The sequence below is a fragment of the Streptomyces globisporus genome (assembly GCF_003501885.1).
In the GTDB taxonomy this organism is placed as follows: Bacteria; Actinomycetota; Actinomycetes; order Streptomycetales; family Streptomycetaceae; genus Streptomyces; species Streptomyces globisporus_D.
Genome location: NZ_QWFA01000285.1, coordinates 1 through 5,439 on the forward strand (window position 1 = coordinate 1; position 5,439 = coordinate 5,439).

At 73.8% G+C, this 5,439-nt stretch carries 6 protein-coding genes; 1 reads left to right on the forward strand and 5 read right to left on the reverse strand.

The genetic code is table 11. From position 1 onward, the window contains the following. Positions 1–242, forward strand: a 242-nt coding sequence (locus D3105_RS35020; protein WP_206273008.1) for a hypothetical protein, incomplete at its 5' end; no start/stop codon positions are given. Positions 243–494: 252 nt separating this feature from the next. Here D3105_RS35020 and D3105_RS31890 read toward each other — a convergent pair. The 5 genes from D3105_RS31890 to D3105_RS31910 all read right to left on the reverse strand — a co-directional run bounded on the left by D3105_RS31890 (position 495) and on the right by D3105_RS31910 (position 5,424). Further along, a complete protein-coding gene (locus D3105_RS31890) occupies positions 495–995 on the reverse strand; it encodes a SigE family RNA polymerase sigma factor (RefSeq protein ID WP_118906345.1) in 501 nt (166 codons plus the stop codon). A 159-nt stretch (positions 996–1,154) separates the two neighbouring features. Then, positions 1,155–1,721: a GNAT family N-acetyltransferase gene (locus D3105_RS31895; protein ID WP_118906346.1), complete on the reverse strand. Its 567-nt coding sequence runs from the start codon at positions 1,719–1,721 to the stop codon at positions 1,155–1,157. A gap of 48 nt (positions 1,722–1,769) precedes the next feature. Further along, positions 1,770–2,249 carry a hypothetical protein gene (locus D3105_RS31900; protein ID WP_118906347.1) on the reverse strand — a complete coding sequence of 160 codons (480 nt, stop codon included), beginning with the start codon at positions 2,247–2,249 and terminating at the stop codon, positions 1,770–1,772. 142 nt (positions 2,250–2,391) lie between these two features. Then, positions 2,392–3,654 carry a hypothetical protein gene (locus D3105_RS31905; RefSeq protein ID WP_240647096.1) on the reverse strand — a complete coding sequence of 421 codons (1,263 nt, stop codon included), beginning with the start codon at positions 3,652–3,654 and terminating at the stop codon, positions 2,392–2,394. A gap of 15 nt (positions 3,655–3,669) precedes the next feature. Further along, on the reverse strand, positions 3,670–5,424 hold the full coding sequence (locus tag D3105_RS31910; protein WP_240647097.1) for an ABC transporter ATP-binding protein: 1,755 nt from the start codon (positions 5,422–5,424) through the stop codon (positions 3,670–3,672). Positions 5,425–5,439 lie beyond the last annotated feature (15 nt).

Consider the following 5,439-nt stretch of genomic DNA (forward strand, 5'->3'; position numbering starts at 1 on the left):
GGGTGGGGGGGGAGGAGGAGGCCGCGGGGCGGCGTCAGGGCGTCGACGCGCCCCCGTCAGTCGTCGCCGATGCCGTCGGTGGGGTCGTACTCGTACGCGTGGGTGTGGGCGGTCCGGCCGGCTCGGTGGTCCGGCCCGACGTCCTCTCCGTCCCCGCGCTCCCCGGCATCGTGGTGCTCGGCGACGGCGGCGGGGAGGGCGGCTCCGTGGGCAGGCCCTCCGACGGTACGGGCGACGGGTAGCTGGGCGACGGGCTCGTGGCCGGGGCCACCGGCTCCGGCCGTACCGGCAACAGGCCCACCGCGACCGCGCCGCCCCCGCCGACGACCAGGCACACCCCCACCGCGACCACGGCCATCCGGCGCCGCTGCGCGCGCATGCCGCGCCGGGTGATGCTCGACGCGGTGTCCGGATCGGTCAGGGCCTGCCCGAACTCACCGGCCTCCCGGAACAGTGACCGCAACGGATCCTGCGGCTCCCTCGGGTCCCGCGGTTCAGACATCAGGAACCTCCTCGATGCGGGGGTCCCGCAGACGGTGGGCGAGCGCCGCCCGTCCACGGACCAGATGCGTCTTGATCGTGCTGGTGGAAAGCCCGGTCTCCCCCGCGATCTGCTCGACCGTGAGATCGCACAGGTAGTGCAGGGTCAGCGTCCGCCGCTGCTGGGCGGGCAGCTCCCGCAGCGCGTCGACCAGGACCACATGGTCCGGATCCGGCGGCGCGACGTGCTCCGCCCCGCCGCTCCCCCGGCCCCAGGCGTCCGCCGACCGCCGCCGGAAGCGCCAACGGCTCACCGCCAGCCGCCAGGCGACCGTACGGATCCACGCCTCGGGCTGCCCGTCCCGCTCCAGCCGCCCCCGCCGGACCCACGCCTTGACGAACGCTTCCTGCACGACGTCCTGCGCCTCCTGGAGGTCGCCGGTCATCACGTACAACTGGCCGGTGAGACGTGCGACCGACTGGGCGTAGAACTCTTCGAACTCCTCGACGGTCAAAAGTTGCTCCCGGATCTTTCGCTTCACCGGGTATACGCCCGCCGATGGGCATCCGGTCTACAACCCCGGCGTGCCATCGGAGTGATCGTCGTCACAGCCGGTGAGCCCCCTGGGGCCTGCCGATGCGCAGTCGGTGCTCGCCCGGGTGCCGGCTCGGGTTCAGCCCGCCCCCACCCGCTTCTCCAGCAGCGTGACCCCGTACGTCCGCCCGCCGTCGCCGTTCTTCCCCGCCTGCTCGCCGACCACCGCGTACCCCGCCTCCTCGTAGTAGCGGCGGAGCCGGGTGTTCGACGTCAGGCAGTCGAGCCGACACAGCGGGCGGCCCGACGCGGCGATCAGGCGCTCGGCCTCCGACAGCAGCGCCCGCCCGGCTCCGGGCGGGGCGGTGCGCCGGTCGGTCATCAGCCGGTGGACATAGCCCGCGACCGGCGGCTGGACGCCCCAGGCCGGCTCGTCCTCCCACCACAGCTCCCAGGCCCCGGCGCTCGGCCCGCCGGGGCCGGCCGTGGCGATCCACACCTCGCCCGCGCGCAACCGGGCCCTGAAGTGTTCCGGTCCCAGCTCCCCGGGCTTCCACTGGTCGATGCCCCGCTCGATCTGCCGGCGCGCGGCGTCGTCCCGGAGGCGTACGAGCTCGGTCAGGTCGCTCTCCCCCGCCCGCCGGAACGACAACGCGGGCGACGACTCGAGGGAGGGCTCCGCAGAAGACGGGCTTGTGTGCGTCATTTTGTGATCCTCCCTCAAGAGGATCGGACCGCCGCCCCGGCCGTACGTCTACGCCTCCGCGCCCTCCGCCGCGTCCACGACCACCCGTACCGCCGCGAGCAACGCCTCGTCGTTCAGGACGGCGCGCCACAGGTCGTGGCGGACGGGGCGCTCATCGGTGTCGAGCAGGTACCGCACCCGCGGAGCCACCTCCGCCGCGCACGCCGGGTCGGCGGTGGCGACCTCGGCGAGGAATTCCAACGGCTCGACGACCGTGGGCGGGTAGCCGCCGGGCGGGCAGATCCGCACCAGCTCGACCAGGGCCGGGGCGACCCGCCGCCCGTCCCGGGTCAGCTGCCACAGTGCCCGGAGGACCTTCATCGCATCGAAGCGGCAGTCGCCCTCGATGCGCGCCCGGGCTGTGGCGTGCAGCCGCTCCGCCACCTGGTCCACCACCGGCGGGTGGGTGGCGGCGACCTCGGCGAGCAGGAGCAGGGGCTCGACTCCTCCCGGGGTGGCGTAAGCCTTCCGTGCGCTGTTCGCCGTCAACTCCAGCAGCGCCGGTACGACTTCTTCCGCGTCGTCCGTCGCCCGCCAGAGGGCCCGCGCCCTCTTCGCGACATCCTTCGGGGGCGAGGACGGGTCGCTGGGCTTCTCACTCAGGGCCTCCTGGAACGCCTCGCGCAGCCGGTCACGACGGGCGGCATCGACCGGAGCGGACCGGGGCGGCCTCCACCGGGGCGGCGTACGGAATCCCCGGGGCGGCGCGGATGGAGTCCTCCTCGGCGAGGTGCGCCGCGACACGGTCCGCCCACGGGCGGGCGGCGGCACCGCACATGGCGACGACCCGCAGCGCGAGCACCCGGTTCTCGGGATCCGGGTCGTCCACGAACTCCGCCACCTCCGGCAGGAGTTCCGGTACGGCCGAGCGCCACCGGGACATCAGCGTCGCCGCGATCCGCAGACCGGCCTCGTGGCGGGCAGAGGTGTCCTGACGCAGCAGGGTGCGGGCGATGGCGAGCCGCCCCGGGAGGTCGACGCCGAGCTGGGCGTCCGCATCGATGGCGCGGCCGACGTACCGGAAGCGGGGCTCCCAGTGGTGGGGGGTGCCGGGAGGCGCGGGGACGAGCAGCACGTCAGCGGTGGTACGGGCGTACGCCGGGTCCCGGCGGCCGGGCAGGGCACGGCGCAGCGCGGCGATCGCGGGCAGCCGCACGTCGTGCCCGTGCTGATCCATCCAGGCGAGCCACGCTTCGGTGTCGTCGTCGATGTCGGGCTCCTCGCCCTTCCCTGCGTCGCTCATCCGCTGCCGTAGCCAGGCGACGGCCTCCTCGCCCCGATCCGTCGCGTGGGCAGCCAAATCACCTACCCCCAGCACCAGTTGCTCGGCCACCGACAGCTCGGGTTCCTCCTCGAAACGGGCCCGGAAGCGGTCGATGAGGTCGTCCGCCCGGCCGGGGGTCCGCGCGAGTGCGGCCGCCACCCCGGCCCGGATCTCCTCTGCGTCGTCGGCGAGCCCGGGCAGCAGCGCCTCGACGGCCCGCTCCCAGGCCGCGGGCCAGGCGGCGGGAGCGGCGAGCCGCCTCCCGCCGAGCCGCGAATCAGGTTCGGCGGTACGGGCGTTGTTCCCGGCCCGGGCCAGATCGGCGAGCACCTCCAGGGCCTCCGTGCGCACCTTCACGGCCGGATCCCGGACGGCCTCGACGAGGAACGGAAGCACCTCGAGCGCCGCGAGGCCCACCCAACTTCCGTCGCCGCAGCATGCGGCGCGCAGGTCTGCGCAGGCGTTGTCGGCGGTATCCCGGTCGGGTGACCAGAGTCGCTCCAGCAGGTCCGGCCCGTACGGCGGCCCTGGGACATAGGGGTCGACCACCTTCGACCAGTCGACCTCCTCGGTGAATCGACGCCTCAGCTCCGCGCCCGCGCCACACCCGGCGTCGTCCGTAGGCCCCACGCCTTGCATGCCCCCTCACCGCCCGTCCGCCGCCAGCTGGGTCGTCGCCAGCTCGCGGTACAGCTCGTCCCCGTCGATCAGCCCCTCGTGGGTGCCCGCCGTACGGACCCGGCCCTCCTCCAGGACCACGATGCGGTCCGCGTGCCGGACGGTGGACAGGCGGTGCGCGATCACCAGCACCGTGGTCCGCTCGGCCAGTTCGAGGATCACGTCGCGCAGCGCCTGCTCGTTGACCGCGTCCAGTTGCGACGTCACCTCGTCGAGGAGCAGCAGCCGGGGGTGGCGCAGCAAAGCCCGGGCGATGGCGATGCGCTGGCGTTCGCCGCCGGAGAGGGTGACGCCCCGGTGGCCGACCGCCGTGTCCAGGCCCTCGGGCAGCCGGGCGACCAGGGCGTCCAGCCGGGTGCGGGTGACCGCGGCCGCCAGCTCCTCCTCATCGGCGTCCGGGGCGGCGAAGAGGAGGTTCTCCCGCAGCGTCCCGGCGAGAACCGGCGCGTCCTGCTCCACGTACGCCAGCGAGCCCCGCAGCTCGGCCAGCGGCCAGTCGCGGATGTCCCGGCCGCCCACGGTGATCGTGCCGGCCTCGTGGTCGTAGAAGCGTTCCAGCAGACTGAACACCGTCGACTTGCCCGCCCCCGACGGGCCCACCAGCGCCACCATCCCGCCGGCCGGCACGTCGAACGTCACCCCCTGGTGGGCGGGGGCGCGCTCGTCCCCGTATCCGAAGGTCACGTCCTGGAAGGTCACCCCGAGCGGGCCGCCGTCACCCTTCGTCAAGCCGCAAGATCCCTCCGTCGGTTCGCCCGGAAGCGACTCCACCTCGTCGATCCGGCGCACCGCCGCCAGTCCGCTCTGCAGGCCCGTCCAGCCCTCGACCAGACCGCCGATCGGGCCCATCAAATAGAAGAGGTACAGCAGGAACGCGATCAGGGAGGAGATCTCCAGCGAGCCGGAGGCGACCCGCGCGCCGCCGACGCCCAGCACCGCCAGGAACGCCAGCTGGATCGACATCATCATCGTGACGTCGGAGACCGAGGACCACTTCGCCACCGTGACGCCCCGGTCGTGCGCATTCCGGGCCGCCGCCGCGACGGCCGCCGTCTCCCGCTCCTCCGCCCCGCTCGCCTTGACCGTACGGAACGCCTGGAGCACTCGGTCCAGCGCCGCGCCCATCGCGCCCACGGACTCCTGCGCCTTGAGCTGGGCCCGCTGGATGCGCGGCATCAGCAGGGACGTCACGGCCCCGATGCCGACGACCACCACCAGCGTCACGCCGAGCAGCGTCAGGTCCATGTACGCCATGAGGGCGATCGTGCCCAGCAGCATCAGCACGCTGTTGAACGACTCGACGAGCCCGCTGGACAGCACCGTACGGAGCAGGGTCGTGTCGCTCGTGACCCGTGACTGGAGGTCGCCGGGTGTCAGCCGGTCCACCGCCGGGACCTTCAACCGCATGATGCGGCCCACCAGTTGGTCGCGTGCGCGGAGGACCACTCCCTCTCCCGTACGGGACATGAGGTAGCTCCCGTAGGCGGAGAGGCAGGCTCCCGCCAACACCAGCGCGGTCAGCGCGATGAGCGGGGCAGCCGGCGAGCGGCCCTCGGCGAACGTGTCCACCGCGTGCTTCGCCATCAGCGGCATCGCCAGACCCGCCCCGGACCCGGCGAGCGAGAGCAGACCCGCCCGGATCAGGACGCCCCGGTGCGGGCGGACCCGGGCGAGGAGCAGACGGAGAGGGGGCACAGAAGGGGGGGCCGGGGCCGCCCGCACCGGGGCGTCCTGATC